Genomic DNA, 26,130 nt, shown 5'->3' on the forward strand with positions numbered 1-26,130 from the left:
CCGCTATCGGATGAAGGTATTAAGAGCAGCTCGGATACGCTCGTCTTCGCGTTCAAGCAGGCTTTGACCCATTTCATAGGCGCGTTGAACTTCGATCATCCGGGCGATCTGATTGATCGGGTCTACATTGGAAGATTCAAGAAAGCCCTGAACGATACGCCCTGAATCCGCAGGCTCGAAGCCCGCATCCGCACGGAACAGAACACCCGTTTCCCTGAGCATGTTCTCGGGATCCACTGGTTGCATCAGACCAATCTGTGCCAGGGGAACACCGGCGGCGCTGAGAGTTCCGTCTGCCGCAACCGCAACATCTATGGCATCGGGCGGCAGGAACACAGGTGCGCCGCCAGTGTCCAGAACGCGGTTCCCGTCGGAGGTGACCAACTCTCCCTGCGGGGAAGAGGAGAAATGTCCGGACCGTGTCAGTCTTTGTCCTTGCGGTGTCTCGATCAGAAAGAACCCGTCCCCTTCGATAGCCAGATCGAGAGGTCCACTGGTTTGTGTCAGAGCGCCCTGCAGGAAGGACGTATTCCGCACAGAGGCCGTTGCCATCGAGAGGGACGCCCCGCCGTCAATGTGCTTGACGTGTTCCGAGAAAATCAGATTGTCTTGGCGAAAGCCGGTGGTTGCCGTATTCGCGATGTTGTTCGCAACAACCTGCATTTCCCGCAGAAGGCCTGTCTGGCGCGTCAGGTTTGTGTAGATCGCATTGTCCATTCTAGCCTCCGACGATTAAGGGAATGATCTGGTCCTGAAAGAACGAGACTAGGGTCTGGGACATGAACCCCATTGAGACCCAGAACACCGCAACGATCGCAGCCAGTTTTGGAACGAAAGTCAGGGTCATTTCCTGAATGGATGTCAGCGCCTGAAACAGGCCGATTGTTAGGCCGGCAATCAGGGCAACCGCCAGGATCGGGACAGAGATGACCAGCGCAATCCAGAGGCCTTGCCGCAGGGTGTCAAAGAAAACAGACTCGTCCATATGTCTTAGACCGGCATCCTCAGGATTTCCTGATAGGCTTCGACAACCTTGTTGCGCAGAGTGACAGCCGTTTCCACGGCGAGTTCCGTTTGTGCCAGAGCCTGCACCAAGGCATGCGGGTCCGCATTTCCTGTCATCGCGGCGCGCGCGACGGTTTCGCCTTCCTTTAGGGTTGCTGCAAAATCCCGCGCCAGCCCGAAGGCCGATGCCGACATATCAGGCGCTGGTTCGGTTGCGGGGCGCAAGGCTGCGTATTGGGATGCGGCAAATCCGGTTTTGATATCCATCAGGTTTCTCCTTGATCAATGAGAGGTTAGCGACGCAGCAGGTCCATCAGGCCCGAGGACATCTCGCGTGCCTGATCAAACATTTTGAGATTCGCCTCATAGCTGCGCTGTGCTTCGCGGGCGTCTGCAATCTCGACCACGAGATTGACGTTTGATCCATCAAAGTGACCCGTTTCATCCGCAAGCGGATGGGAGGGGTCGAAAATCTGCTCCAGCTTCGTGGGGTCAAGTTTTACCTGACCTGTGGTGACGCGATTAACCCCGTCACGCGGTGTAAAAGCGGTCTGGAAAGGGATCGTCTTGCGCCGGTAGCCTGGCGTGTCGGCGTTTGCGATATTCTCGGACAGGTGGCGCAACCGCGCGGCCTGAGCTTTCAGTCCGCTGGCAGATACGGCAAGAGAGTGATTGAATTCCGTCATCGTGCGTCTTTCTAGCGTTGGCCAATGCTGCTGCGCAGCACGCCAAGGGAGAATTTGTAGATCGCAAGAGCGCGATCATGCTGACGTTTCACATCGACGGCATGAAGCATCTGTTCCTCAAGCGAGACCCCGTTGCCGTTTGGATTGGTTTGTCCTGTCACTTTGGAATTAATGATCTTCGGACCGTTGCGCTGGGTTTCTGCATCAAAATGTTTGGCGCGGGTCGCGCGCGGCGCCAGATCACCGCGGCCGGTGACCATATCGGCGAAAGGGACTAAATCACGCGGCCGATATCCTGGTGTGTCCGCATTTGCGATGTTCTGCGCGATCACGGCTTGTCTTGCACCAGCATGGCTTGCCATAGCGTGCGCCATTCGGAAAAGAGTGATTTTTTGGTGCATCCGGGCTTCTCCCTCGGGTTTCTGAAACCAAGGCTTAACCCTGATTCCTTTAGAAATTGTTTTCAGAAGCAAAATCGGAATCGCAGATGAGCAACATTGAACTGGAAAACCTGCGCGTCCAGATTGCGCGCCTGAAGGCGATGCGTCACATAGGACGGGTCAGTGCTGTCGGGGCTGCGCATCTGCGGGTCACAGGTTTGGGCCGTATGGCACGGATTGGTGACAGATTGCATGTCTTGCGCGGGGCATATGCGCCGCTGGAAGGCGAGGTTGTCCAATTGACTCGCGAAGATCTGTTGATGTTGCCCGACAGTGGAACAGACGGAGTAGCACTGAATGATCGCGTTCTTCTTCTGGACGCTGCCGACATCGCGCCGACTAACGCATGGTTGGGACGTGTGATCGACCCTTTGGGTGCCCCGCTTGACGGGCGACCACTTTGGCCCGGCTTGCATGGTCGCCCCCTTTTGGCGGACCCGCCGCCGCCGGGGCGCCGGCGCGGTTTCGGTGAGCGGCTTGAGACAGGGATGGCGGTTCTGAACACGCTGTTGCCCATCGTGCGCGGTCAGAGGATCGGGCTTTTTGCGGGCTCTGGTGTTGGTAAATCCAGTTTGCTGGGACATCTCGCGCGCCATGTGCAAGCTGATGTCGTTGTCGTTGCCTTGATCGGCGAGCGTGGACGGGAACTGCGCGAGTTTGTTCAGAACGTGCTTGGCGTCGAAGGTATGGCGCGCAGCGTTGTTGTGGCGGCAACATCCGACAGATCTGCTGCTGTGCGACGCCGCTGTGCGTGGACAGCGATGGCTGTGGCAGAGCATTTTCGTGATCAGGGGCTGCATGTCTTGATGCTGGCGGATTCCATCACACGATTTGCCGAAGCTCATCGTGAGGTTGCGGTAGCAGTTGGGGAACCCGCAACGCTGCGCGGATATCCCGCGTCATTGGCCCATTCAATTATGTCCTTGTGTGAACGCGCGGGTCCCGGAGCCGACGAAAGCGGAGATATAACCGCTGTCTTCAGCGTTTTGGTGGCCGGATCAGATATGGACGAGCCTGTTGCGGATATCCTGCGCGGCGTTCTTGACGGGCATGTGGTTCTGGACCGGAAAATTGCAGAACGCGGGCGCTATCCTGCAATTGACGTGTTGCGCTCCATTTCCAGAAGTTTGCCTGCCGCGGCTTCGGATGGTGAAAACGGCCTGATTGCAGATGTGCGCCGTTTGCTTGGAGCCTATCAGCAATCGGAATTGATGATACGCGCAGGGTTGTATGTCGAAGGCAGCGATCCGCTTCTGGATAGGGCAATCGGGGTGTGGTCAGATATCGATTCATTTCTGGCGGAGGAGGAGCGGTTCGACTCCGCGAACAGCTTTGCGCGTTTGGGTTTGATCCTGCGTCGTGCGAAACCGTTGCATAGCAATGTCGTGCATCCCGCAGCACCAGTCTTGCCTGCCCAGCTTTCACGTGTGGCATCCAAGAGCGGCGGAGTTGCAGACCCGCGACCACGGGCTTTGCCCTAAGGTCATTATCGGCATGATTGGTAGGGCACGCGGTCCGCTAACGGCGCTTCGCCATCAACAAATCAAGAGCAACAGAGGCAGAACTGTTCGAAAATGCGTTCCCGCCATCGGCACGCAGAAGAAAGCGCTGTATCAGTTTGTCCTGCATTTTCTGGTCGCCGAGTTCGCTCAAACCCGAAAGTCCAAGCTGGCTACGGGCGCGATCCTGAAAGACAGATAGCTGCCGATCCAGATCCAGAGTCCCGAAGCTTTTGGGAAGACCAAGGGCCGTTTCGAACAAGGTTCGCAGGGGCGGGCGTCCCATCACGCGGAACCACTTTGTCTTGTCACTGTCGGGACTTGCCGCAAGCGACGGTAATTCGCGCGCAGCGTTCAAAGCCAATCGCAGCGCTTCGTTCTGTTCGCCAACCGCAAGTTCAAATTGCTGACGACGGAACCGTTCTGTGATCTTCGGCCCAAAGTCAGACAGTTTACTGCTGGGGATCGCGAGATCGCCAAAACCGAAAGCGCGTGTGAGTTCGCGGTACCTTTCATCGCCGAGTCTGTTTGCCAATGATGTCTCGTTCAGAACCCCGCCTTCCAACACCTTTCGAATGAAGAACCGGTTGTTGATATCGTCCTGCAAGCCGAACGCCCCAAGTGCTACCCGTAAGAGACGTCTGTCGGCGACAAGCTGCTCTGGCGATGATATCTTGCCTATATTCGCCTCAAAATAGGCCGTATCGCGGATCAATTCGGGTTTGGTATCGAATACACCTGTCTGACGTTCGATCGTCCTTTCAAGAAAGCGCCAACCGGCCAGACCGGTTTGCGGGATGACCGGCTGAAAACTCATATCCGTGCAACGGCCAGTAAGCGCTCTTCTCTTGGAATAAGAGATCGCAAAGCTTTAAGGCAGGTATAGTACTGACCCGCAATGATCGCATCAGTAGCCGCGGCAAGATGGTTGCGGCTATCTGTGTCCGTCATGATCCTGCTCAATTCTTCAATCCGCCGTAGCATTGGCAAGCGCTGGTCTGCGGGATCTGCGTCGCCTGACAGGACCAGTTGCGCAACAAAGCAAACACGGCGGACCGGAGTTGTCACTTCGTCCGGATGGATGGCATCACGAAGCCTGAGTACATGGGCATTCGGCGTCATAATCGACAACCGACTGCGCCGATCGCCGTTCTCGATCACAGCACCATTGATCAACACACGTTCTTTGGGACTCAACTTGAGAACGAGACCGCTCATGGTTTGTGCCCCTGACCCTGCCCACGCAATCCAGCCATGATCGCGGTATTGATTTCAATCAGCGGTGCCACTTTGGCGGATCCGGACAGTATTTTGCTTGTATGGGCGATGGTGAACTCCGCGAGAAAGAAGATCTTGGCCCGTAAGTCCTGCGGCAGCCCATTCTGGGGGTCGGCAACGTCCACAGCAAAGGTCGACCATAGCTGTCTGTTGTCATGAAGCGCCGAAACCAGATCGGGAAACCCAGCTTTGCCGGACAGGTTCGCCTTCTTCAGACTATGTGTGATACGTGCCAGAATCTCGTATTCGGTGCCGCGTGCTGTTCTTATCGGGGCTGCGATTTGCTGATAAGCGGTCTGTGCGAGGCTTGATGTGCTCACGTCGTTTCCTTTCCAGGTTTTTGAAGGTCAGAAAGACGGCACGGAGGCGTCCGCGAACGCTTCCGTGCCGGACGTGCTTACCGGAACAGCGAGAGGATCGACTGCGGGGCCTGATTGGCAATCGACAAAGACTGGATACCCAACTGCTGCTGTACCTGCAGGGCCTGCAGGCGTGCGGACGCCTCTTCCATATCGGCATCCACGAGTGTGCCGATCCCCGAACGCAATGCGTCACTGATCTGGCTGACGAATGCAGCTTGCGTGTCGACCCGTCCCTGTGCAGAACCGAAAGCTGCGGCAGATGTAATCGCTGTCTCGATCATGAACTCGATAGAGGTCAAGGCAGATGCTGCCCCAGAGGCGCTACCGACATTGATCTGGTTGAGCGCTTCAAGACCTCCCCCAATTGTTGCGGACGACCCTGCTCCTGCTTGCGGATTGAAAATCCCGACCGAGATCGTATCGGTCGCGCTTGTTACAGTCGATGCGACAGCAAGTGTTCCTCCACTGGCGTCAATGCTCAGGACGTCCGCGTCCAGATCATTTGCAGCGGCATAGATTTTGAAGGCGTTTGCCAGCCCTTTCGCCACATCTGCTGCAGTATCGCCTTCTCTGGAGATGTAGCGGATCTCGGTTGCTTCCGCGATGGACGCAGGTGTCGCGGCCGCACCGGTGCGATAGTCAGCCTGCACGAAAGCGCTGTCGTCGGCGTCCGTCCCGAAAATGCTGAGGCCAAAGACCTGTCCTGCTGCCGAAGGTGCTGCAAGCGTGAGTGTATCGGTCTGCGTGCCATTCAGCGTCCCGCTGTCGACTGCGGTTCCAATGGTCCATGTGGCACCGTTGATAGCGCTTGCTGTCGTACCAAGATCCTGTTTGCGGACAGAAATATCGCTTGCCGAGACACCGCTGCCGGAACGGTCGAGAGAAGCAAGTATGTCTACGCTGCCCGAACCCGCAGTCGTGCTCCGGTTCGATAGAAGATTAAGGCCGTTGAACTGTGAAGCCGTCGTGATGCCGGTGATCTGCTCGCGCAAGGCATCGATATCCGACTGGATTTTGACGCGGTCTACATTGTCTTCTTGCGACGCAACGATCTTTTCTTTCATCTGGGTCAGCAAATCGGTCACGCGCTCGGAAGCCTGCCGCGCGACTGAAACGGTCGACTGACCCAATGCAAGGCTTGAACTGATAGCCTTGAACCCTCTCAGATCAGACTCCATCACCTTCGAGATGGCCCATAGTGCGGCATTGTCCTTAGCGTTTCCGACAGACTTGCCTGTCGAGATCATATCTTGTGTCTTGCCGAGATTGGTATTGATGGATTTCAGTGTTTGCAGCGCCACCATGGCGCCGTTGTTGGTCAGAATGCTGGACATGGTCTGTGTTCCTTTTGACATGCGCGACGCTTTTGCGCCAAGTGATGATGTCGCCCAATCAGGGTCGACTCTCTGCCTTCTGACATGTGCAAATTCCGACCCGTGCCGGTGTTTCGCGCCACCCTTCCGGATGCCTCAGGACAATTGCAGTCCAACTCCTAAATGTTTCCTAATCTGACCCTTTGAATTACGCGGGATTTGAACCAAATCCGGTCTCATGCCCGTTTCTCGACTTGCGTCGCACGCGTGGCTTCGATTGTCATTTTCCGACCACTTTTGTCATAAGTTTCAAGCGTGGACCGGATCCGGCGCAAGGTTGAAATACGCTCTGCCACTGTGCGGATCCCTTCCAGGGCCCCGTCCAGAAGCGCCTGATTTCGCGCCAGTTTTTCGCTCAACCGCGACAATTCCAGACTCCGCTCCATTCCCTTGGCGTTCAAGACTTCAATCAGCCGCTCTTTTTCATGAAGGCTATGGGAAATCGCGTCGAGATCGCCAGCCAGCAGTGATTCTCGCTCTTGATCCAGCAGGTCGCCCAAGGCACAAAGCAGCGTATTGACCAGGGCAGGCGAAGTCTTCGTGGGCCGTATTTCATCCATTCTGCTGATCCTTCAAAGCCAGATAAATGGTCTCGGCCAAACCGATTCCACCCGATTTCACCATCTCGTTTGCCTGCGTATCACGCAGGAGTGACGCAAACTGATCTTCGCCTGCGCCGCCGCCAAATTCCTGCCTGGTTTTCCCCAACCCTGCGTGTTTGAGCATCTCCGAAAGAAAACTAGCTTCGAGCTTTTCTGCTGTCTCCCGCAATGGATCTTTGGCAGGTTTGCCCGTCTTCTGAGGCGGATCAACATTGAGGGTGAAGGGTGAAAGCCCGTCTGACATTGGATTGCTCCTTTTGTGAAATTTTATGGATCTTGCCAACACAGCGGTAAAGAACCGGTAACCAGATACCTGCATATTGAAGGAGACGAGACGTTCGGAGGTCAAAAAGTGTTCCTGTCACCACAAATGCTTTCTTCGCGTGGTTCCCATCCGGGCATTTCGGGATTGTCCTTGGGTCAGCTTCCGGCTGGCGGGCGACACAAGGTGGGCGAACATGAAATCGTGGTCGAAAGGATCGATTTCTCCGATGTCCTTGAAGCGGCGCAGGTGGTGATCCTACCCGCTCAATCGGTGCCTGCGGGGCAGAATGATGTGCTCCGGATTGAAGAGGCGCCCGATATTGGGCTTGCATCTGTTAGCGTCGAATTTGGTTCCGAAACGGATTCTGGTTCATTGAACCGGACGGAGGACGAAAGTTCGTTCACGGATCAAATTGCGTGGGTCTCTGGTGAAACTGTTCGTTCCACGGTCACGGGTGCGACCCCCGTCACCGATTTTGCTTTGGAACAGGATGTCGTGCGGACCGTTGGTCACCCGGATGATAGGACACTGGTCCGTTTGCCTAACGGTTCACGACCTCTTCCGGATTTCCCCTCCCCGAATATGATGACGGGGTCTGACAAGGCTGTCTTTTTGCCGGATCGGGCCGAAGCAGTCCCTGTTTCGTCACCGCTACCTGAACAGCAGAGCAGTTTGGTCGATGGTTCTGTGTTGGTCGATGGTTTTATAACTGAAAACCTGAGGGTCGGGCCTGTGTTGTCTGCGTCTACAAATCGGGCAAAGCAAATATCCATAGCCTCTGACATTCAAGTGACCCGGGATACGAACTCTCTTGCGCGGGGAGCAGGCGATTTATTGGCTGATGTCGGGCGGTTTGTATCCTTTGAACCGGACAAGACGTCCCATACAAGTAACACAGCAAAACACGGTACATTAGTTCTTGAGGATGTTTCGCAAATGGCGCGATCAAATGGTTCGGTTTTGCGGAACACACCTGAAATGGAGACAGGCAAGGATTTGCCAGCCACCACACGAAAGGCAGGTGTCGTGCAACTGCCTGTTTCGGGCCCAATTGCCTTGCCTCAGGTCATCCCTTTGCCGTTCCCTAAAGGTCTGGAAGCCCAGCCAGTAGTCCAAGTTGAAGCAACTGAACCGGTCGTGGACCATTCCGGCAAGACGTTTGAGCAGGCAGTTTTGCCCCCAGCGCAAAACGCGCGATTGGCGCTGCCTGTGACAATAACCCCTGTGCCAGCAGACATAGTCGGGCTGGCCGAGAAACTTGCCTCTACCACTCCGGCCTTGGACGCCTCCTCTGTTGAACCGTTGGGTATGGCTGCCGAGGCGGCTTTGGAGGTTGTGGGCGGGCAATCCGCGCCAGCAATGCGTGGTGAATTCTCAGCCAACCCTTCCGTGATGCCCCGAATGATTGTGCACCAGATATTCGATGCGACGCTGCGTGCAGTCGAGCGTCCGGTTGACCTGATTCTGGACCCGCAAGAGTTGGGAAAGGTTCGTATCAGTATGGTGATGGCCGAGAATGGAATCACGATCAGTATTCTCGCTGAGCGACCGGAAACGCTGGACCTTATCCGTCGCCACATAGACCATTTGGCGCATGAACTGCGCCAGATCGGATATGGCACAATCGGTTTCACTTTCGGGCAACACAATCGGGGTCGCGATAGCGCGCAGGCATGGACCGGCGCGCCTGAGGTCGCCGCATCAACCGTGGTTGGTGTGCCGTCACAAGAGGGGCAGGGCGCAAACCAGCGGGACGCCGGTCTGGATATTCGAGTCTAGAGGAAAAGAGAATGACAACTGTGGAGGCAGTGGGTGCGAATGTTGCAGCACGACCAGTGAATGCAGCACAGAAACCAGTGATCGATTCGGATTTCGAGACGTTTCTGAAAATGCTCACCACGCAAATGAAGAATCAGGACCCTTTGAATCCCATGGATTCTTCGGACTTTGCCGTTCAACTCGCAACGTTCTCCTCGGTAGAGCAGCAAGTTTTGACGAATGATCTTCTCAAGGGTCTTTCTACGCAGATGGGGCAGGCCGGTATGGCGCAGCTTGCGCCTTGGGTCGGTATGGATGCGCGGGCGCCCATGCCGGCGCGATTCGACGGATTTCCCGTGACACTTCAAGTCAGGCCGGAGCCGACTGCAGATTCGGCGATTTTGGTTGTTCGGAATGACAGGGGCGAGGTCGTCGATAGCCGACCCCTTTCCCTGACTGATGACAGTGCCGAGTGGAGCGGACGGGACGGCGCCGGGCAAAGCCTTCCGTCAGGTCTCTACCAGTTCGAGGTGGAAAGTTATCTTCAGGATACACTTCAACAAACATCTATTCCTGAAGTCTACGGGCGCGTGATAGAGGCACGTATTGAAAATGGGGCAACCGTTCTGCTTATGGAGGGCGGCGCGGTTATCGCTGCGGATAAAGTCACTGCCGTGCGGTAGCAGAGAACAAAACGACTGCAATGAGGTTCGTCAGCGACTGTGACGAACAGGGCTGTGGACGCTGACAATATGTCATGTCCATAGGGAAAAGCCGGTGCTACGGTCGCTTTGCCAAATAAGGAGGCTGAGACATCGAACCTGTGCGAGATATCTTGAACAGTGGTCCTCTGCCTGCATTGAAGCGACAGCTTGTCGAGATGCGTCTTGTTCCGGAATGCGCGGAATGGACCCCTCTGGAAGGCGGGCGTTCCAACAGGCTTTGGCGGGTTCAAAGATCGTCCGGGGATATTGTCGTCAAACTCTATATCGCTGGGACGGCAACGCCGCTATTCGCGAATGATGCCGGCGCCGAAGCAAAGGTCCTGGCGCATTTGAAAGACACAGGCCTTGCTCCTGCGCCCGTCCATAATGGAAGCCTGTCCTCGGGTTCCATCCTGATCTACGCCTATCAGGATGGGTTGAACTGGCGGGCAGGACCGGAACAGCCGGCTAAGGTGTTGAAGACCCTGCATCAACTCTCGGTGCCATCCGGATTGCGGACTCTTCCAGGTGCACCGGATGGCTCCCGGGCGTTACTGGATCAGACGTTTGCCATATTGAAGATGATACCTGTCGATCTTGCCGCCGACATTCAGAAACTGCGCCCCGTCGGGAGTGTTCCACCCTCCGGAATTCGCCAGATTTTGCACGGTGATCCGGTTCCGGACAATTTTGTCTGTTCACCACGTGATGCCCTGTCCGTCCCCGTTCTGATTGACTGGCAATGTCCGGCGCTGGGCGATCCGGTTCTGGATCTGGCCTTGTTTCTGTCACCTGCAATGCAACATGTCACGCGGGGCACAGCCCTGTCGGAGCAAGAGTGCCGCCGCTTTCTTGACGCCTATAACGATCGGGCAACCGAAGCCCGTCTCAAGGCATTGCTACCTTTTCTCCATTGGCGCATGGCGGCTTACTGCCTTTGGAAGATCACAAGGGATAAACCCGATCACGCCTATGCCGCTGCGCTAGAAGCAGAACTTGCGGCGTTGAAACACGTCCACGCCTAAGCAGTCAGACCAACATCACGGCCAGAATTGTCCCGCCAGCACCTGCAGTTGCGCCCAAAACCAACCAAAGGATCGTCCACCACGGATTCTGTCGTGGCGGAGGATCACCTGCACTGGCCTGTCGGATCAATGCAGCCTCGACCAGTCCCGGCAAGCGGGGTCCGAAACGGGCCAAGACCTGCGCTGTCTTGCCTAGATCACGCAGAACCGCACGTGGGCCAATACTTTGCTTGATGTAGTCCTCGACAATGGGTTTTGCGACTTCCCAGATGTTGATCTGGGGATAGAGGCTCCGGGCGACGCCTTCGACCACGACCATGGTACGCTGTAGCAAGATCAACTCGGTCCGTGTTTCCATGCCGAACCGCTCGGTCACATCGAAGAGATAGCTGAGCAGCCGTCCCATCGAAATCTGAGTGGCATCCATCCCGAAGATCGGTTCGCCGACAGCGCGCAACGCGCGGGCAAATTCATCCACATCCCGATCTGCAGGAACATAGCCGGCTTCAAAATGGACTTCAGCAACACGTTTGTAGTCCTTGCGGATGAATCCATAGAGGATCTCGGCGTAGACGCGGCGGGTATATTCGTCGATATGCCCCATGATCCCGAAATCATAGGCGATGATATCGCCATTCGCAGCGACTTTCAGGTTCCCCTGATGCATGTCGGCATGGAAAAAACCGTCGCGCAGCGCGTGGTTCAGGAACAGTTGCAACACCCGTTCACCCAACTCGCGCCGGTTATGCCCCGCGGCGTCGATGGCGTCGTTGTCACCCAGGGGCTGGCCTTCGACCCAACTCATGGTCATCACACGGCGGGCAGAGAACATCCACTGGATGCTGGGTAGCCCGAATCCTTTGTCCTGTGCTGTATTGGCTGCAAATTCGGAGGCAGAGGAGGATTCGAGTCTCAGGTCCAATTCGCCCAGAACGACTCCTTCGAAATGGGCGATCACATCATTGGGGCGCAGCCGGCGTGATGCAGGTGACAGGGATTCGATCACGTTGGCCGCAAAATAGAAGGCGTCGATATCCTTGCGGAACGCCTTTTCGATGCCTGGACGCAGCACTTTGACAGCAACGTCTTCGCCTGTGTCGCGCAGTCTTGCGCGGTGCACTTGAGCGATAGACGCAGCGGCGACGGGTGGCCCGAATTCAGAGAAAATCTCATCTACAGACAGGCCTAATTCCGCCTCGATACTGGCTTTGGCCTGCCCGATCGAAAAGGGCGGGAGCTTGTCCTGCAAAACCCTGAGTTGAACCGCAAGCTCGTCGCCCACCACATCGGGGCGGGTCGAAAGGACCTGACCGAATTTGATATAGGCAGGTCCCAGTGCCGTCAGCGCACGGGTGGCGGGGGGCATTGTCACGTCGCCCTTGATCCCCAACCAACGGAAGGGCCAGACCAGTCCGCGCAGGACCACGCGCAAAAGCGGCGGCGCGCTGAGGGCGTCCAGCACCACTTCCATTGCGCCTGTCCGCTCGAACGTGGCGCCCGTGCGGATCAGTCGCCAGATGTTGTGGGGTCCGCGCATTTCAGATTTTCCAGCCCGAATGCAGTGCGGCAATACCAAGGCTCAGGTTGCGGTATTTGGCCTGCTCGAATCCGGCGTCACGCACCATGCCTAGAAATGTCTCCTGATCCGGAAATTTACGTATGGATTCAACAAGGTATTGATAGCTGTCCCGATCGTTGGCGATAATTTGGCCCATCGTCGGGATTACGTTGAACGAATAGCGGTCATAGGCCCATTGCATCCCGGGATTGGGGAGCTGGCTGAATTCTAGCACCATCAGACGACCACCGGGTTTCAGAACACGGTACGCCTCGTTCAGGGCTTCTTGCGGGCGTGTCACGTTCCGGATGCCAAACGAGATCGTGTAGACGTCGAAACTATTATCCTCGAAGGGCAGCGACATTGCGTCGCCTACGACCCAATCGAGCATGCCGGCCATCTGTTCGGCTTCGGCGCGCTTGCGCCCTTCGACCAGCATTGGTTCGGTGAGGTCCAGAACCGTCGCATGGGCATAGCCCGCGCGCTTCAGATAACGGAAACTGATGTCGCCGGTGCCGCCCGCCACGTCCAGTAGCCTTGTGCCAGCGCGCGGGGCAAGCCAATCCATCATCGCATCTTTCCAGATGCGGTGGATGCCCATCGACATCACATCGTTCATGACATCGTATTTGGACGCGACAGACCCGAAGACCCCGCGCACGCGACCGGCTTTTTCCGACTCCGGTACGTCCTGAAACCCGAAATGCGTGGTTCTGTTATCTTGCTCGTCCATCTGGTCTTGCCGTTCCTTGTTTCACTCCTTCTTATAGGGCGCGGGCAGGGGGCTGCAATGCGCCCCTTGTCGCTGCCCGTGCCAAAGTCTTGATCCGCAGGAATCCCCATGCCCGAATTGCCCGAGGTTGAAACCGTCCGTCGCGGCCTTGCGCCTGTCATGGAAGAGCAGGTGATCGCAGGGGCGCTTGTGAACCGTCCTGACCTGCGATGGCCGTTCCCCGCCAATATGGCGGCCAGGCTGACGGGGCGGCGTGTGCTGGCCTTGCGACGCAGGTCAAAATACATCCTCGCAGATTTGGATAGCGGTGAGTCTTTGCTGATTCATCTGGGCATGTCAGGCCGGATGCTGGTGTCCGGCGACCCGTTGGGACGCTTTGTGCATGACCATCCCGCGCCTGCAAAACATGACCATGTCGTGTTGACGATGGAGAACGGGGCACGCATCACATTCAACGATCCTCGCCGTTTTGGCGCGATGGATCTGCTTGAAACCGCCACGGCCGATCAGCATAAACTGCTGTCGGGGATCGGGCCGGAACCTTTGGGCAATGATTTCAGCGAACCGCATCTTGTGGCAGCGTTCAAGGGTCGTAACACGCCCGTCAAATCGGCGCTTCTGGATCAGCGCATCATTGCGGGACTGGGCAACATCTATGTCTGCGAAACCCTGTTTCGGGCAGGAATCTCGCCAAAACGCAAAGCCGGGCAGATTACCGTATCAAGAGTTGCAGGGCTGGTGCCGGTCATCCGTCAGGTCCTGATCGAGGCGATCGAGGCAGGCGGTTCGTCCCTGCGTGATTTCCGGCAAGCCGATGGCGAGCTTGGCTATTTCCAGCATCGTTTCGATGCCTATGGACGCGAGAACGAGCCCTGTCGCGGGCCGGACTGCAACGGGACAATTGCGCGGATCGTGCAATCGGGGCGGTCATCCTTCTATTGCCCGGTTTGCCAAAGATGACTTGATCGACGCGCGCAAGGTGATACTCAATCAGCTGTGGTGATAACAAGCGAAAGCAAAATGTATGGCTTATGAGACGATCATCGTTGATGTTGAAGACCACGTCGCACTCATCACGCTGAACCGACCGAATGCCCTGAACGCGCTGAATGACCAGTTGTTGGGCGAACTTGCGGATGCACTGACAGGGTGCCAGAACAACGAAAAGGTGCGCTGCATCGTGATCACCGGATCGGAGAAGGCTTTTGCCGCCGGTGCGGATATCAAGATGATGGCCGAAAAAACATTCGTCGATGTGTTCGCCGGAGATCTTTTCACACCCGAATCCGAACAGATCCTGCGGGTTCGCAAGCCAATCATTGCGGCTGTTTCCGGCTATGCGCTGGGCGGCGGATGCGAGTTGGCCATGATGTGCGATTTCATCATTGCGTCTGACACAGCGAAATTCGGCCAGCCCGAAATCAACCTTGGTGTAGTCGCGGGCCTTGGCGGCACACAGCGCCTGACCCGCGCCATTGGCAAGGCCAAGGCGATGGACATGAACCTGACGGGTCGTTTCATGGATGCCGAAGAGGCAGAGCGCTCGGGGCTGGTGTCCCGCGTGGTGCCTGTGAAAAAGCTGATGGAAGAAACAATGGCAGCGGCGCAGAAAATCGCCGAAAAAAGCATGGTGACGGTGATGGTCGTCAAGGAAGCGGTCAACCGTTCCTTCGAGACATCGCTGCGCGAGGGTCTGCTATTCGAGCGCAGGGTTTTCCACTCGCTGTTCGCCAGCGAGGACCAGAAAGAGGGCATGGCGGCTTTCCTTGAAAAGCGCACGCCCCAGTTCCGCGACCGGTAAGGCTCGGGCCTGTCTCGGCATTCGGCGGGTTCAGAGCCCGCCGGATGCGTGCAGACATTTTCGGGTTTTCAAACAGAGCGGTTTGCCGTAAGAGGCACCCTTACATGCGCGTGAGACCCGCTCTGGTCAGAATCAGCCGGTTAATAAACCCGGTCCGGGCTCGTTGCGCTATTGATATTCAACTGACCCGGAAAGTGGGAAAAACATGGCTAACTCGCCTCAGGCAAAAAAACGCGCCCGTCAGAACGAAGCACGTTTCGAAGTAAACAAAGCACGCCGTTCGCGTATCCGCACATTCATCCGCAAAGTCGAGGAGGCGATTGCTTCCGGCGACAAAGCCGTTGCAGCAGCGGCGCTTCAGGCTGCCCAGCCGGAAATGATGCGCGGCGTCACCAAAGGTGTGTTGCACAAAAACACCGTCGCGCGGAAGATGTCCCGCTTGGCAGCGCGGGTCAAAGCACTAGGCTGAATCGCCTAAATGATTGAAGAAAAAAGCGTCGCTTCGAGCGGCGCTTTTTTTGTTTTGTGTCCGGTTTGATCGGCGCGAGAGATTCTTTTTCGAAAAGCATGAGTCAAGGTCATAGTTCGGTTGCCTAGCCTTCGCGGCAATTGGTAATTTCAGTTAGCGAGTCACTTCGCCTTGGAGGGACAGGGGTGCTGACAGGCCTTATACAAAAGGCTCGAAGGCAACGCAGAGTACGGGTTCAGGCATGATTGGGCATGTCAGTTCTGTATTTGCGGAATCACCGTTTGAGCGGTGAACCATGTCTTTCTATTTGTGCAGTTTTTGTGCCTGACGATGGAAGCTGCCTTTTTGGGACGGGCCGCGAACATGGGGGATGAAAACTGTACCGATTGGTCATGAGTTTGCCGACCCCGTGTCATTGCCGCTGCGGCAATGCAATGGATTGGTATGCTTGATGCATCCGGGTGAGGTGGGTTCGGTGAATATGAACAGGCGGGACTTGGGGACGAATGACACAAGAACAATGGGGACAGCTGCAGCGGAAACTTCTCAGCACTGTGGGGAAAAACAACTACGCCAACTGGATCGAGCCACTGGAGTTTGCGGATATCTCGGAAGGAGTTGCTACTTTCCATGTACCGACAAATTTTCTTGGTAACTACGTCTCACAGAATTTCGGGGATCTGATCCTCCATCAGCTCGCGCAATCGGGGCAGTCTGTGCGGCGTGTCCATTTCAGGGTTCCGGCTGCGTCTGCTGAACGCCCTTTGTCTGAGGTACAAGCTGTCGCTGCGCCAGAACCTGCGGCCAGTCCGGCCCCCGCAGTAGACCAACTGCCTGGCGCGCCGCTGGACAAGCGCTTTACCTTTGACAGTTTCGTTGTGGGCAAGCCGAACGAATTGGCCCATGCCGCCGCTCGCCGCGTCGCCGAAGGCGGCCCGGTGACGTTCAACCCGCTGTTCCTCTACGGTGGTGTCGGCTTGGGCAAGACGCACCTGATGCATGCTATCGCATGGGAATTGCAGACCAAGCGCCCCGATCTGAACGTGGTCTACCTTTCGGCAGAACAGTTCATGTACCGGTTCGTGCAGGCCTTGCGCGACCGCAAGATGATGGATTTCAAACAGATTTTTCGTGCTGTCGATGTTCTGATGGTCGATGATGTCCAGTTCATCGCCGGCAAGGACAGCACACAGGAAGAGTTCTTCCACACGTTCAATGCGCTGGTCGATGGTCACAAGCAAATCATCATTTCGGCAGACCGTGCCCCCGGCGAGATCAAGGATCTTGAGGACCGCATCAAGTCGCGTCTGCAATGCGGGCTGGTCGTAGATTTGCACCCGACCGATTACGAACTGCGTTTGGGCATCCTGCAGTCCAAAGTGGACTACTACCGCAGCCAGTATCCGGGTTTGGAGATATCGAACTCGGTTCTAGAGTTTCTGGCACACCGCATCAGCACCAATGTCAGGGTTCTGGAAGGCGCGCTGACCCGTCTTTATGCTTTCGCAAGCCTTGTCGGTCGCGAAATCACGATGGAACTGACACAAGACTGTCTGGCTGATGTGCTGCGCGCTTCGGAGCGCAAGATCACGATCGAGGAAATCCAGCGTCGGGTGTCCGAGCATTACAATATCCGCCTGTCCGACATGATCGGTCCCAAGCGTGTCCGCAGTTATGCCCGCCCGCGTCAGGTGGCGATGTATCTGTGCAAACAGCTGACCAGCCGGTCGTTGCCGGAAATCGGGCGGCGTTTTGGTGGTCGTGATCACACAACCGTAATGCATGGCGTGCGCCGGATCGAAGAATTGCGCGTGCAGGATGGCCAGATCGCCGAAGATATCGAGATGCTGCGCCGTACGCTGGAAGCCTAAGGCGCGGCATATGGCAATGTCGGGCCGTCCCTGTGCCTTTTGCGCGGCAGGACGGCCTTGACGGGTTTGATTTTCCAGTTGAAGAAGCAGAAAAGCCTTGAGTGGGCAGGTATTTGGGATACCTTGCCCATCCCGACATGCGACGTGTTTGCCGCTGGCGGCAGGGCAGAAGGCCGGTAACGGATAGGAGCGATGGAATGAAACTCAGCATCGAACGTGGAACGCTTCTGAAAGCCGTGTCTCAGGCACAGTCGGTTGTCGAGCGGCGCAATACAATCCCGATCCTTGCGAATGTTCTGATCGAAGCCGAGGGTAACACGGTGAATTTCCGCGCGACCGATCTGGATATCGAGGTGCTGGACAAGGCCCCTGCTCAGGTTGAACGGGCAGGTTCAACAACTGTGTCCGCGGTGATGCTGCACGAGATTGTTCGCAAACTGCCGGACGGGTCGCTTGTGACACTGTCGGATGACAGCGCGGCGGGGCGGCTGACGGTGCAGGCGGGACGGTCGCATTTCAATCTGACAACCCTGCCCAAAGAAGACTTCCCCGTCATGGCATCGTCGGATTACTCCAGCAATTTTAGCGCGCCTGCAGGTGTTTTGCGACGTCTGTTCGACAAGTCGAAATTCGCCATCTCTACAGAAGAGACGCGCTATTATCTGAACGGCGTGTACATGCATGTCGCAGAATCCGAAGGTGGCAAGGTGCTGCGCTGCGTGGCGACGGATGGTCACCGTCTGGCGCGGATTGATGCGGAACTGCCGATGGGCGCGGAGGATATGCCCGGTGTGATCGTGCCGCGCAAAACCGTGGGCGAGTTGCGCAAGCTGCTGGACGATGACGATATGAAAATTGCTGTGTCGGTGTCGGAGACCAAGGTGCGCTTTGCGACCCCTGATATCACACTGACGTCAAAGGTGATCGACGGCACATTCCCCGACTATACCCGCGTGATTCCACAGGGCAACACCCGTCGTCTTGAGGTGGATGCCCGCGATTTCGCGGCGGCCGTGGACCGTGTGGCGACTGTCTCCTCGGAACGCTCGCGCGCTGTGAAACTGTCGCTGGATGAAGACCGCCTGGTTCTGTCCGTCAACGCACCCGACAGCGGAGCTGCCGAGGAGGAACTGGCTGTCGCTTATGGTGACGAGCGTCTGGAAATCGGGTTCAACGCGAAATATCTGCTGGAAATCGCCAGTCAGGTTGATCGTGAGAATGCCGTGTTCCTGTTCAATTCGGCAGGCGACCCGACCTTGATGCGTGAAGGCAACGATCTGTCGGCGGTTTACGTCGTCATGCCGATGCGGGTTTGACCCGCACGCAACCCTGTCCTGAGCAACGAAAGGCCGGGATGTGTCTGGCCTTTTTCTGACCGAACTGACCCTGTCGCATTTCCGCTCGCATCGTGCCGGACGAGTGGAACTTGACGGGCGTCCGGTGGCAGTGTTTGGCCCGAACGGGGCGGGCAAGACCAATCTGCTTGAAGCTGTTTCCCTGTTCTCGCCCGGCCGTGGCCTGCGCCGTGCCAGTGCCGCTGATATGACCCGCCGTCCCGAGGCGCTGGGCTGGAAGGTCACCGGCGTTCTGCGCAGCCTGCACCAGATGCACGAAGTCGAGATCTGGGCCGAGAATGACGCAGCGCGCCAGGTCAAGATTGACGGAAAGGCCTCAACGCAACTTGCCTTGGGCCGTATCGCGCGCGTCCTGTGGTTGATCCCTGCGATGGACAGGCTCTGGATCGAAGGTGCCGAGGGGCGGCGACGGTTTCTGGACCGCATGACGATGAGCTTCATCCCCGACCATGCGGAATCGAGTCTGATCTATGAAAAGGCTATGCGAGAGCGCAACCGTCTGCTGAAAGATCAAGTGCGCGACGCCCATTGGTATTCCGCATTGGAGGCGCAGATGGCGCGATCCGGCGCGGTGATCCAGTCCAACCGGCAGGCCGCGCTTGACATGCTGCGTGCAGCGCAGGCGCAGGCAGCGACAGCCTTTCCCGTGGCTGAACTGGACCTGCAACAGACCGAAGGCACGATGCCTGCGACAGAGGCAAATTTTCTTGATGCCCTACGCGAAAGCCGGTTCCGCGACCTGGCAGCGGGGCGCTCACTGGTCGGGCCACATCGCAGCGATCTCTATGCGGTTTATGCGGCCAAGGGCGTGCCTGCGAGTAACTGTTCGACAGGCGAACAGAAGGCCCTTCTGGTGTCGCTGATCCTCGCCAATGCACGGGCTTTGGCGCAGGATTTCGGTGCGCCGCCCCTGCTGTTGCTGGACGAGGTTGCGGCGCATCTGGATGCGGGGCGGCGTGCCGCGCTTTATGACGAGATTTGTGCGCTGAAGGCGCAAGCGTGGATGACCGGAACCGGACCGGAGTTATTCGACACAATCACCACTCGGGCGCAAATGTTCGAAGTGACAGAAGAGGCTGGAACCTCGGTGATTTCGGCGCAATAAGTCGGTGTGGTGCGACCCCGGACCGTATTGAAAGCCCCATCCATGACTGTATCTGCAACAGATCTGCTGCTCTATGCGGGCGCCATCCTGATCCTGTTCCTGACGCCTGGTCCGGTTTGGGTGGCGTTGACAGCGCGCGCGCTGTCGGGGGGCTTTTCCTCGGCCTGGCCACTGGCCGTGGGTGTTGTGCTGGGCGACATCCTGTGGCCGATGCTGGCGATAATGGGCGTGGCCTGGATCGTATCTGTCTTTGATGGGTTCATGACCGTGATGCGCTATGTTGCTGCGGGAATGTTCCTGTTCATGGGCGTAATGCTGTTCCGCCACGCTGGAGCCACGATAGGCACCGACAGCCGTTTGACACGTCCGGGACGGCTGGCAGGGTTTCTGGCGGGTGTGGCCGTGATAGTAGGTAACCCAAAGGCTGTCTTGTTCTATATGGGCGTCCTGCCCGGCTTTTTCGATCTGACACGGATCACGGCACTGGACATCGCGGCTATCCTTGCGATTTCATGCACGATCCCACTTATGGGTAACCTGCTGATGGCGCTTTGTGTGGATCGTGCGCGCCAGCTTCTGACTTCTCCTGCGGCGTTGAAGCGGGTCAATATCGTGGCTGGTGTGTTGCTCTGTCTGGTTGGGGTCGCAATCCCGCTGATATGACGCAAAATCTGGGGCAACTGCGTGACATTCCCCCCAAGGTTTCGTATAAAATCCGAGAATAAAGAAGGATTTCCGGAATGTCCGACAACGCACAGATCCCCGAGGAATATGGCGCGGATTCTATCAAGGTTCTCAAAGGGTTGGATGCGGTCCGCAAAAGGCCCGGCATGTATATCGGGGATACCGATGACGGTTCCGGTCTGCATCACATGGTCTACGAGGTTGTCGATAACGGTATTGACGAAGCTTTGGCCGGTCACGCGGACCATGTCCATGTGATTATACACCCCGACAGCAGCGTTTCCGTGCGCGATAACGGGCGCGGTGTGCCTGTCGGAATTCACGAAGGAGAAGGTGTTTCCGCCGCCGAGGTCATCATGACCCAGCTGCATGCAGGCGGTAAGTTCGACCAGAATTCCTACAAGGTTTCTGGCGGTCTGCACGGGGTTGGCGTGTCTGTCGTGAACGCGCTATCCGACTGGCTGGAACTGCGGATCTGGCGCGATGGCAAAGAGCATTTTGTGCGTTTCGAGCGTGGTGATACCGTCGAAAGCCTGCGTGTGGTCGGCGATGCCAACGGGCAGAAGGGCACAGAAGTGCGGTTTCTGGCCTCGACCACCACATTCTCCAACCTTGAGTATTCATTCGAAACACTTGAAAAGCGGTTGCGCGAACTGGCGTTCCTGAACTCGGGTGCCCGGATCATTCTGGAAGACCTGCGTCCTGCCGAGCCGTTGAAGACCGAGCTGTTCTATGAAGGTGGCGTGCGGGAATTCGTGAAATATCTGGACCGCTCGAAATCGTCGATCATGGCCGACCCGATCTATATGGTCGGCGAAAAAGACGGGATCGGCGTCGAGGTGGCGATGTGGTGGAATGACAGCTATCACGAAAACGTCCTGCCCTTCACCAACAACATCCCGCAGCGGGATGGCGGCACTCATATGGCGGGTTTCCGTGGTGCTTTGACCCGGACCATCAACAACTACGCGCAATCCAGCGGGATCGCCAAACGTGAGAAAGTGGCTTTTACCGGCGATGACGCGCGCGAAGGTCTGACCTGTGTTCTGTCAGTCAAAGTGCCCGATCCGAAATTCTCCAGCCAGACCAAGGACAAGCTGGTCAGTTCCGAGGTCCGGCCCGCGGTCGAGAATCTGGTGAACGAGAAGCTGGCCGAATGGTTCGAGGAAAACCCGACCCAGGCCAAGATCATTGTCGGAAAAATCGTCGAGGCGGCGCTGGCCCGCGAGGCGGCGCGCAAGGCACGGGAACTGACCCGCCGCAAATCCGCGATGGATGTGAACTTTCTGGCTGGAAAGCTCAAGGATTGCTCCGAGAAAGACCCCGCCAAGACCGAAGTTTTCCTTGTCGAGGGTGACAGCGCGGGTGGATCGGCACAGACGGGGCGCGACCGGCGTACGCAGGCGATCCTGCCGCTGAAGGGCAAGATCCTGAACGTCGAACGCGCCCGTTTCGACCGGATGCTTGGTAGTCAGGAAATCGGTAACCTTGTGATGGCGCTGGGCACGGGAATCGGGCGTGACGAGTTCGACATCAACAAGCTGCGTTACCACAAGATCGTCATAATGACGGATGCTGATGTCGACGGCGCGCATATCCGGACATTGTTGCTGACTTTCTTCTACCGCCAGATGCCGCAACTGATCGAGGGTGGATATCTCTACATCGCGCAGCCGCCGCTTTACAAAGTGGCGCGCGGGAAATCCGAGGTCTATCTGAAAGACCAGACGGCGATGGAGAACTATCTGATCGAGCAGGGCACGGACGGCGCTGTGTTGCGGCTTGGCTCCGGCGAGGATGTTGTCGGTCAGGATCTGGTCCGCGTTGTCGAAGAGGCACGGCAGGTGCGCCGTATTCTCGAAGCGTTTCCGACGCATTATCCGCATCACATCCTTGAACAATCGGCGATTGCCGAGGCTTTTGCACAGGGTCGCGCGGATGCCGACCTTCAGGGCGTTGCCGATGCCGTTGCCAAGCGGCTTGATCTGATCGCGGTTGAATACGAGCGTGGCTGGTCTGGTCGGATCACACAGGATCACGGCATTCGCCTGTCCCGCGTCTTGCGCGGGGTCGAAGAAGTGCGCACGCTTGACGGTCAAGTGCTGCGGTCGGGCGAGGCGCGCAAGCTGGGTCAGATGAGCAAAGCGCTGCGCGAGATTTACACGCTTCCTGCCAAACTGATGCGTAAAGACCGTTCGCAGGCTATCCATGGACCCTTGGACCTGCTGGATGCGATCCTGAAAGAGGGTGAAAAGGGCTTGTCCTTGCAGCGCTACAAAGGTCTGGGCGAAATGAACCCTGAACAGTTGTGGGAGACAACGCTGGACCCCGAAGCGCGGACACTGCTTCAGGTCAAGGTTAACGACATGGCCGAAGCGGACGATCTGTTCACAAAACTTATGGGCGACGTGGTCGAACCGCGCCGTGAATTCATCCAGCAGAATGCGCTGAACGTCGAGAATCTGGACTTCTAACTGCGTGCGGAGCCATGACTTTTGGTCTGGCTCCGCGTTTTGCTTTTCAGATCACAGACGTGTCTGGCGTGCCGCTGGTATGATCGCGTTGTCGATCAGCGCCATGATATCCCCGAAATAGCCACCGCTGCGTGCTGGTCTTGTCGGGTCTGATGTCAGGGCGATTGACAGATCAAGCTCTGGCGCGATGCAGATCACCTGACCGCCATAGCCGCGGGCCAGTGCATATTTTGTGCCGCCGGTGCTTCCAAGAAACCATCCGTAACCGTAAGCGAGCCCTGAAAAAGGAGAACTGGTGCGCGGCTCAAGCGATTTTTCTACCCAGTCACGGCTGAGCACCTGTTTTTCGTTCCATTGACCGTTTGCCAGATACAGCTCTCCGAACCGCGCCATGCCCACAAGGGTCAGCGCCATCTCATTGCCGCCAAGGTAGCGTCCTTGCGGATCGCGGGTCCATGCGGGGATCTCGATATCCAAAGGCGCGCCAAGCCTTTCTCTTGCCAAGACCAGCAGCGACTTGTCTGACACAGTGGACAGAACCGCGCCCAGAATATGAAAGCTGCCTGTGGAGTAAAGCATCCGGCGTCCGGGTTGTGCCACGAATGGTCGCGTTAGTGCATCTGCAACCCAATCACGGCTGCTGATCCAGCCGCCGTAATTGCCACCGGATGTGCGCTCCAGACCGGCTTGCATGGTCACAAGGTTTTCCACCGTCAGTGCGGCGACCCGCTCATCGGCCGATGCGGGGATAAGTCGGGGCGCAATATCCGCCAGTGTTGTGTTCATTGACGGAATCTCGCCCCGGTCCAATGCGGCACCGGTCAGCGCGGCCACGATGGTCTTGGACACAGATTTCACGGGTGCGGCGCGGTTCAAGCCCGGACCGCGGAAGGATTCCGCCAGAACCTCGGCACCGTTTTGGCGCACCATCAGCGCGTGGCATTGATCCATGGATCGCGCCTGATCGGCCACGGTTGTCCAGGGATCGGACTGAGCCAGCGCCGGACTTGCGAGTGCGGAGCAGCCTGTCGCGATCACGTGGCGTCTGGTCAGACGGGGGCCGGGGTTGCGCTTGTCGAAATCCATAAGAACAAAGCTAGCCTTGATAGTGTGTCTTACCATTCAGAACGGCGTGAACACATCTGCGCGGGAGACATAGTGTCAGCGCGCTGCAAAACGCGCTGATGCGCGGCCCCCGCGGATAAGGTCTGAGGCCTTCTCGGCAATCATGATAGTTGGTGCGTTCGTGTTGCCGCCTGTCAGCGTAGGCATGACCGAGGCATCCACAACGCGCAAACCCTCGATCCCGTGGACGCGCAATTCGGGATCAACCACTGCCATCGGATCGGTCCCCATCTTGCAGGTGCCAACCGGATGATAGATCGTGTCGGCGCGCGTCCGGATGTGATCCTCCCACTGCGCGTCGGTCAGGGTGTCCGGCAGGAACAACTCCTTGTGTCTGTAGCGGTTTATCGCAGGGGCTTGCATGATGGCACGGGTCATTTTCGCGCCGGCAATCATTGTTTGCAGGTCGCGGTCATCCGACAGGTAACGCGGATCTATTCCGGGGGCGGCCATCGGATCGCCGGATTGCAGAAACACAGATCCGCGAGAATAGGGATGCAGCGCGCAGACGTGGCACGAGAAACCGTGGCCCAGATGAAGTTTTCGCGCGTGATCGTCCACCACCGAAATGACGAAGTGAAGCTGAATATCGGGCTTATCCAGCGCCGGATCTGTTTTGAGAAACCCTGCCCCCTCGGCAAACGGAGTTGCGATCATGCCCGTCCCGTCCTTGCGCCACTGCCAGATATGTTTCAGCAGGTTAAATGATGCGGTCAGTCCAATCCCGAAATTGTCCGTGTCGTGGGTCTTGTATGAGAGGATGAAATCCAGATGGTCCTGCAGGTTCTGCCCGACCCCGGGCAATTCATGCACCATGCCAATACCATGGGTCTTGATATCCTCGGGGCGACCAACGCCCGACAACTGCAGCAGTTGGGGCGAGTTGAAAGCACCACCGCACAGGATCACCTCGCGCCGTGCCTCGACTTTTTTGTCTTCTTTCGCTTGACGATAGGCGACGCCCGTGGCCCGCTTGCCTTGGAACAGAATGCGCGTCGCATGGGCTCCGGTCCTGACTGTCAGATTGGGCCGCTGCATCACCGGATGCAGATAGGCTGCCGCCGCAGAACAGCGCTCTCCGTTGCGTTCCTTGTCGTGGAACTGGGTCACCTGAAAAAGGCCGACACCTTCGGTTTCGCCGGTATTGAAATCGTCGCGGATGCGGTTCTGCATCTGTGCAGCTGCCTCGACGAAGGCATGGCTGATAGCACGGGGACTTTTCTGGTCCGAGACTTGTAGAGGCCCAGAGCCGCCATGCTCAGGATTGGCACCGCGTTCGTTATTCTCGGCGCGCCGAAAGTAGGGCAGCACATCGTCCCATGACCATCCGTTGCAACCAAGGTCTGCCCAGCCATCGTAATCGCTGCGATGCCCCCGCACATAGAGCATGGCATTTATTGCAGACGAGCCGCCCAGGCCCTTGCCGCGAGGCTGGTAGCCTTTGCGCCCCTTCAAACCATCCTGTGGAACGGTTTCATAGGCCCAGTTTCCGATCTTGGGACGGCCCGGCAGAACCGCGACAACGGCGGCAGGCGCGCGCACGAATAGATTGGTTCCGTGGCCCCCTGCCTCCAGCAGACAAACAGTAATATTCGGGTCTTCGGTCAGCCGTGATGCCAGTGTCGATCCTGCAGAGCCACCGCCCACAATGACGTAGTCAAAACCCATATCCTCACCCCCCCGTGATTGACTCCAAGTCAATCAGAGAAAACAAGAGCAGGTCCAGTAAACATTCGGCTTGGGTCGCAACCTAACCAAAAGCGTTGCAACGACGACAGACCATCAGTCATCATTGTCAAAGAATCCACCTCTCCCGATGGATGCATATGCTGAAAATCCGGCACGTTTTGCATCGCGGGGTGAATAGATATTCCGCAGGTCGGCCATATGCGGATGCGCCATCTTGCGTGCCAATCGTTTCAGATCCAGCGCGCGGAATTCGTTCCATTCCGTCAGGA

The 26,130-nt window shown here is 57.2% G+C and carries 27 protein-coding genes and 1 pseudogene; 12 read left to right on the forward strand and 16 right to left on the reverse strand.

The features are described from left to right. Positions 1-3 precede the first annotated feature (3 nt). The 5 genes from K7H22_RS03420 to K7H22_RS03440 are packed head-to-tail and all read right to left on the reverse strand — an operon-like array spanning position 4 to position 2,092. Positions 4-717 carry a flagellar hook-basal body complex protein gene (locus tag K7H22_RS03420; RefSeq protein ID WP_230799322.1) on the reverse strand — a complete coding sequence of 238 codons (714 nt, stop codon included), beginning with the start codon at positions 715-717 and terminating at the stop codon, positions 4-6. A 1-nt stretch (position 718) separates the two neighbouring features. Continuing rightward, complete coding sequence (locus K7H22_RS03425) at positions 719-985, reverse strand: flagellar biosynthetic protein FliQ (RefSeq protein WP_230799323.1); 267 nt, start codon at positions 983-985, stop codon at positions 719-721. Positions 986-990: 5 nt separating this feature from the next. Further along, entirely contained in the window at positions 991-1,272 is a 282-nt protein-coding gene (gene fliE, locus K7H22_RS03430; RefSeq protein ID WP_230799324.1) for a flagellar hook-basal body complex protein FliE, read from the reverse strand. A 26-nt stretch (positions 1,273-1,298) separates the two neighbouring features. Continuing rightward, positions 1,299-1,691, reverse strand: coding sequence for a flagellar basal body rod protein FlgC (gene flgC, locus K7H22_RS03435; RefSeq protein WP_230799325.1), 393 nt, complete (start codon positions 1,689-1,691; stop codon positions 1,299-1,301). A gap of 11 nt (positions 1,692-1,702) precedes the next feature. After that, positions 1,703-2,092 carry a FlgB family protein gene (locus tag K7H22_RS03440; protein ID WP_230799326.1) on the reverse strand — a complete coding sequence of 130 codons (390 nt, stop codon included), beginning with the start codon at positions 2,090-2,092 and terminating at the stop codon, positions 1,703-1,705. 86 nt (positions 2,093-2,178) lie between these two features. On the opposite strand from K7H22_RS03440, the gene K7H22_RS03445 reads away from it, so the two are divergent. Next, on the forward strand, positions 2,179-3,612 hold the full coding sequence (locus K7H22_RS03445) for a FliI/YscN family ATPase (protein ID WP_230799327.1): 1,434 nt from the start codon (positions 2,179-2,181) through the stop codon (positions 3,610-3,612). A gap of 37 nt (positions 3,613-3,649) precedes the next feature. Here the strand turns inward: K7H22_RS03445 and K7H22_RS03450 are convergent, their stop codons facing one another. The 6 genes from K7H22_RS03450 to K7H22_RS03475 form a co-directional block, all read right to left on the reverse strand. Further along, positions 3,650-4,447 carry a DUF1217 domain-containing protein gene (locus K7H22_RS03450; protein WP_230799328.1) on the reverse strand — a complete coding sequence of 266 codons (798 nt, stop codon included), beginning with the start codon at positions 4,445-4,447 and terminating at the stop codon, positions 3,650-3,652. After that, entirely contained in the window at positions 4,444-4,848 is a 405-nt protein-coding gene (gene flbT, locus K7H22_RS03455; protein WP_230799329.1) for a flagellar biosynthesis repressor FlbT, read from the reverse strand. The genes K7H22_RS03450 and flbT overlap by 4 nt, the downstream gene beginning before the upstream one ends. Continuing rightward, the gene (flaF, locus tag K7H22_RS03460) at positions 4,845-5,228 is read right to left on the reverse strand and encodes a flagellar biosynthesis regulator FlaF (protein WP_230799330.1); all 384 of its coding nucleotides are present in this window, start codon (positions 5,226-5,228) and stop codon (positions 4,845-4,847) included. Before flaF ends, flbT begins: the two co-directional genes overlap by 4 nt. Before the next feature lie 77 nt (positions 5,229-5,305). After that, on the reverse strand, positions 5,306-6,604 hold the full coding sequence (locus tag K7H22_RS03465; protein WP_230799331.1) for a flagellin: 1,299 nt from the start codon (positions 6,602-6,604) through the stop codon (positions 5,306-5,308). A gap of 215 nt (positions 6,605-6,819) precedes the next feature. Then, positions 6,820-7,203, reverse strand: a complete 384-nt coding sequence (locus K7H22_RS03470) for a hypothetical protein (RefSeq protein WP_230799332.1) — start codon at positions 7,201-7,203, stop codon at positions 6,820-6,822. Next, positions 7,196-7,489, reverse strand: coding sequence for a rod-binding protein (locus K7H22_RS03475; RefSeq protein ID WP_230799333.1), 294 nt, complete (start codon positions 7,487-7,489; stop codon positions 7,196-7,198). The genes K7H22_RS03470 and K7H22_RS03475 overlap by 8 nt, the downstream gene beginning before the upstream one ends. A 15-nt stretch (positions 7,490-7,504) precedes the next feature. Here K7H22_RS03475 and K7H22_RS20135 point away from each other — a divergent pair, with 15 nt between their 5' ends. The 3 genes from K7H22_RS20135 (at position 7,505) to K7H22_RS03490 (ending at position 10,997) form a co-directional block, all read left to right on the forward strand. Beyond that, complete coding sequence (locus K7H22_RS20135) at positions 7,505-9,289, forward strand: flagellar hook-length control protein FliK (protein ID WP_230799334.1); 1,785 nt, start codon at positions 7,505-7,507, stop codon at positions 9,287-9,289. Positions 9,290-9,300: 11 nt separating this feature from the next. Beyond that, positions 9,301-9,951 carry a flagellar hook capping FlgD N-terminal domain-containing protein gene (locus K7H22_RS03485; protein WP_230799335.1) on the forward strand — a complete coding sequence of 217 codons (651 nt, stop codon included), beginning with the start codon at positions 9,301-9,303 and terminating at the stop codon, positions 9,949-9,951. 197 nt (positions 9,952-10,148) lie between these two features. Continuing rightward, positions 10,149-10,997, forward strand: coding sequence for an aminoglycoside phosphotransferase family protein (locus tag K7H22_RS03490; RefSeq protein WP_230799336.1), 849 nt, complete (start codon positions 10,149-10,151; stop codon positions 10,995-10,997). Positions 10,998-11,001: 4 nt separating this feature from the next. Here the strand turns inward: K7H22_RS03490 and ubiB are convergent, their stop codons facing one another. Next, positions 11,002-12,534, reverse strand: coding sequence for a 2-polyprenylphenol 6-hydroxylase (ubiB, locus tag K7H22_RS03495; protein ID WP_230799337.1), 1,533 nt, complete (start codon positions 12,532-12,534; stop codon positions 11,002-11,004). A gap of 1 nt (position 12,535) precedes the next feature. Next, entirely contained in the window at positions 12,536-13,288 is a 753-nt protein-coding gene (gene ubiE, locus K7H22_RS03500) for a bifunctional demethylmenaquinone methyltransferase/2-methoxy-6-polyprenyl-1,4-benzoquinol methylase UbiE (protein WP_230799338.1), read from the reverse strand. Between the two features lie 108 nt (positions 13,289-13,396). Between ubiE and mutM the strand changes: the two genes are divergently transcribed. From mutM to gyrB, 8 genes are all read left to right on the forward strand, one after another. Beyond that, positions 13,397-14,248 (forward strand): bifunctional DNA-formamidopyrimidine glycosylase/DNA-(apurinic or apyrimidinic site) lyase, encoded by an 852-nt coding sequence (gene mutM, locus K7H22_RS03505; protein WP_230799339.1) that lies wholly within the window; start codon positions 13,397-13,399, stop codon positions 14,246-14,248. A 64-nt stretch (positions 14,249-14,312) separates the two neighbouring features. Continuing rightward, positions 14,313-15,089 (forward strand): enoyl-CoA hydratase, encoded by a 777-nt coding sequence (locus K7H22_RS03510; protein WP_230799340.1) that lies wholly within the window; start codon positions 14,313-14,315, stop codon positions 15,087-15,089. A gap of 205 nt (positions 15,090-15,294) precedes the next feature. After that, positions 15,295-15,558, forward strand: coding sequence for a 30S ribosomal protein S20 (gene rpsT / locus K7H22_RS03515; RefSeq protein ID WP_230799341.1), 264 nt, complete (start codon positions 15,295-15,297; stop codon positions 15,556-15,558). 506 nt (positions 15,559-16,064) lie between these two features. Further along, on the forward strand, positions 16,065-17,429 hold the full coding sequence (dnaA, locus tag K7H22_RS03520) for a chromosomal replication initiator protein DnaA (RefSeq protein WP_230799342.1): 1,365 nt from the start codon (positions 16,065-16,067) through the stop codon (positions 17,427-17,429). 197 nt (positions 17,430-17,626) lie between these two features. After that, positions 17,627-18,745, forward strand: coding sequence for a DNA polymerase III subunit beta (gene dnaN / locus K7H22_RS03525; RefSeq protein ID WP_230799343.1), 1,119 nt, complete (start codon positions 17,627-17,629; stop codon positions 18,743-18,745). Between the two features lie 40 nt (positions 18,746-18,785). Next, the gene (gene recF / locus K7H22_RS03530) at positions 18,786-19,889 is read left to right on the forward strand and encodes a DNA replication/repair protein RecF (RefSeq protein ID WP_230799344.1); all 1,104 of its coding nucleotides are present in this window, start codon (positions 18,786-18,788) and stop codon (positions 19,887-19,889) included. A 42-nt stretch (positions 19,890-19,931) separates the two neighbouring features. After that, positions 19,932-20,552 (forward strand): LysE family translocator, encoded by a 621-nt coding sequence (locus tag K7H22_RS03535; protein WP_230799345.1) that lies wholly within the window; start codon positions 19,932-19,934, stop codon positions 20,550-20,552. Between the two features lie 77 nt (positions 20,553-20,629). Continuing rightward, positions 20,630-23,047, forward strand: coding sequence for a DNA topoisomerase (ATP-hydrolyzing) subunit B (gene gyrB / locus K7H22_RS03540; protein ID WP_230799346.1), 2,418 nt, complete (start codon positions 20,630-20,632; stop codon positions 23,045-23,047). Between the two features lie 51 nt (positions 23,048-23,098). On the opposite strand, the gene K7H22_RS03545 is transcribed toward gyrB, so the two are convergent. From K7H22_RS03545 to K7H22_RS03555, 3 genes and pseudogenes are all read right to left on the reverse strand, one after another. Then, positions 23,099-24,133, reverse strand: a complete 1,035-nt coding sequence (locus K7H22_RS03545) for a serine hydrolase domain-containing protein (protein ID WP_230799366.1) — start codon at positions 24,131-24,133, stop codon at positions 23,099-23,101. Between the two features lie 75 nt (positions 24,134-24,208). Next, complete coding sequence (locus K7H22_RS03550; RefSeq protein WP_230799347.1) at positions 24,209-25,840, reverse strand: GMC family oxidoreductase; 1,632 nt, start codon at positions 25,838-25,840, stop codon at positions 24,209-24,211. A gap of 114 nt (positions 25,841-25,954) precedes the next feature. Next, a pseudogene (locus K7H22_RS03555) lies at positions 25,955-26,130 on the reverse strand (UDP-glucose 6-dehydrogenase); the annotation flags it as partial.

It is taken from the genome of Seohaeicola saemankumensis (genome assembly GCF_021021435.1).
Classification (GTDB): Bacteria; Pseudomonadota; Alphaproteobacteria; order Rhodobacterales; family Rhodobacteraceae; genus Seohaeicola.

Bases quoted from the DNA above. Each gene is read 5' to 3' on its own strand.
- K7H22_RS03535 (WP_230799345.1), top strand. From the start codon at position 19,932: ATGACTGTATCTGCAACAGATCTGCTGCTCTATGCGGGCGCCATCCTG.
- K7H22_RS03425 (WP_230799323.1), bottom strand. From the start codon at position 985: ATGGACGAGTCTGTTTTCTTTGACACCCTGCGGCAAGGCCTCTGGATT.
- dnaA (WP_230799342.1), top strand. From the start codon at position 16,065: ATGACACAAGAACAATGGGGACAGCTGCAGCGGAAACTTCTCAGCACT.
- gyrB (WP_230799346.1), top strand. From the start codon at position 20,630: ATGTCCGACAACGCACAGATCCCCGAGGAATATGGCGCGGATTCTATC.
- K7H22_RS03550 (WP_230799347.1), bottom strand. From the start codon at position 25,840: ATGGGTTTTGACTACGTCATTGTGGGCGGTGGCTCTGCAGGATCGACA.
- K7H22_RS03475 (WP_230799333.1), bottom strand. From the start codon at position 7,489: ATGTCAGACGGGCTTTCACCCTTCACCCTCAATGTTGATCCGCCTCAG.
- K7H22_RS03490 (WP_230799336.1), top strand. From the start codon at position 10,149: ATGCGTCTTGTTCCGGAATGCGCGGAATGGACCCCTCTGGAAGGCGGG.
- K7H22_RS03420 (WP_230799322.1), bottom strand. From the start codon at position 717: ATGGACAATGCGATCTACACAAACCTGACGCGCCAGACAGGCCTTCTG.
- flgC (WP_230799325.1), bottom strand. From the start codon at position 1,691: ATGACGGAATTCAATCACTCTCTTGCCGTATCTGCCAGCGGACTGAAA.
- K7H22_RS03485 (WP_230799335.1), top strand. From the start codon at position 9,301: ATGACAACTGTGGAGGCAGTGGGTGCGAATGTTGCAGCACGACCAGTG.
- K7H22_RS03450 (WP_230799328.1), bottom strand. From the start codon at position 4,447: ATGAGTTTTCAGCCGGTCATCCCGCAAACCGGTCTGGCCGGTTGGCGC.
- K7H22_RS03440 (WP_230799326.1), bottom strand. From the start codon at position 2,092: ATGCACCAAAAAATCACTCTTTTCCGAATGGCGCACGCTATGGCAAGC.
- K7H22_RS03545 (WP_230799366.1), bottom strand. From the start codon at position 24,133: ATGGATTTCGACAAGCGCAACCCCGGCCCCCGTCTGACCAGACGCCAC.
- mutM (WP_230799339.1), top strand. From the start codon at position 13,397: ATGCCCGAATTGCCCGAGGTTGAAACCGTCCGTCGCGGCCTTGCGCCT.
- rpsT (WP_230799341.1), top strand. From the start codon at position 15,295: ATGGCTAACTCGCCTCAGGCAAAAAAACGCGCCCGTCAGAACGAAGCA.
- K7H22_RS03465 (WP_230799331.1), bottom strand. From the start codon at position 6,604: ATGTCCAGCATTCTGACCAACAACGGCGCCATGGTGGCGCTGCAAACA.
- dnaN (WP_230799343.1), top strand. From the start codon at position 17,627: ATGAAACTCAGCATCGAACGTGGAACGCTTCTGAAAGCCGTGTCTCAG.
- ubiB (WP_230799337.1), bottom strand. From the start codon at position 12,534: ATGCGCGGACCCCACAACATCTGGCGACTGATCCGCACGGGCGCCACG.
- ubiE (WP_230799338.1), bottom strand. From the start codon at position 13,288: ATGGACGAGCAAGATAACAGAACCACGCATTTCGGGTTTCAGGACGTA.
- K7H22_RS03445 (WP_230799327.1), top strand. From the start codon at position 2,179: ATGAGCAACATTGAACTGGAAAACCTGCGCGTCCAGATTGCGCGCCTG.
- K7H22_RS03470 (WP_230799332.1), bottom strand. From the start codon at position 7,203: ATGGATGAAATACGGCCCACGAAGACTTCGCCTGCCCTGGTCAATACG.
- fliE (WP_230799324.1), bottom strand. From the start codon at position 1,272: ATGGATATCAAAACCGGATTTGCCGCATCCCAATACGCAGCCTTGCGC.
- flbT (WP_230799329.1), bottom strand. From the start codon at position 4,848: ATGAGCGGTCTCGTTCTCAAGTTGAGTCCCAAAGAACGTGTGTTGATC.
- K7H22_RS03510 (WP_230799340.1), top strand. From the start codon at position 14,313: ATGGCTTATGAGACGATCATCGTTGATGTTGAAGACCACGTCGCACTC.